Source organism: Aestuariibius violaceus (assembly GCF_040779325.2).
GTDB lineage: Bacteria > Pseudomonadota > Alphaproteobacteria > Rhodobacterales > Rhodobacteraceae > Aestuariibius > Aestuariibius violaceus.
Genome location: NZ_JBFONT020000031.1, coordinates 1 through 584, shown reverse-complemented (window position 1 = coordinate 584; position 584 = coordinate 1). Strand labels below are relative to the sequence as shown.

At 65.9% G+C, this 584-nt stretch carries 1 protein-coding gene; it reads left to right on the top strand.

Annotation, left to right across the window (positions count from 1 at the left end; all coding sequences use genetic code 11):
* On the top strand, positions 1 to 584 hold a 584-nt coding region (locus AADZ90_RS22420), incomplete at both ends, for a GTP-binding protein (RefSeq protein ID WP_411997182.1).

Sequence of the window (584 nt, the reverse complement as noted above, 5' to 3'; positions counted from 1 at the left end):
GGGGACTTCAAGGCGTACGACCAGATTGACGGCGCGCCGGAGGAGAAGGCGCGGGGGATCACGATCTCGACGGCGCATGTGGAATACGAGACCGACGCCCGCCATTACGCCCATGTCGACTGCCCGGGCCACGCGGACTACGTCAAGAACATGATCACCGGGGCCGCCCAGATGGACGGTGCCATCCTGGTGGTGAACGCCGCCGACGGGCCGATGCCGCAGACGCGCGAGCACATCCTTCTGGCCCGCCAGGTCGGTGTGCCGGCGCTTGTGGTGTTCCTCAACAAGGTCGACCAGGTCGATGACGAAGAGCTGCTCGAGCTCGTCGAGATGGAAGTGCGCGAACTGCTCTCCAGCTACGAGTTCCCGGGCGACGACATCCCGATCATCGCAGGCTCCGCTCTGGCGGCGATGGAAGGCAACAACCCCGAGATCGGCGAGAACAAGATCCGCGAGCTTCTGGCCGCCGTCGACGAGTACATCCCGACGCCTGAACGCGCGGTGGATCAGCCGTTCCTGATGCCGATCGAGGACGTGTTCTCGATCTCGGGCCGGGGCACGGTCGTGACCGGCCGGGTCGAGCG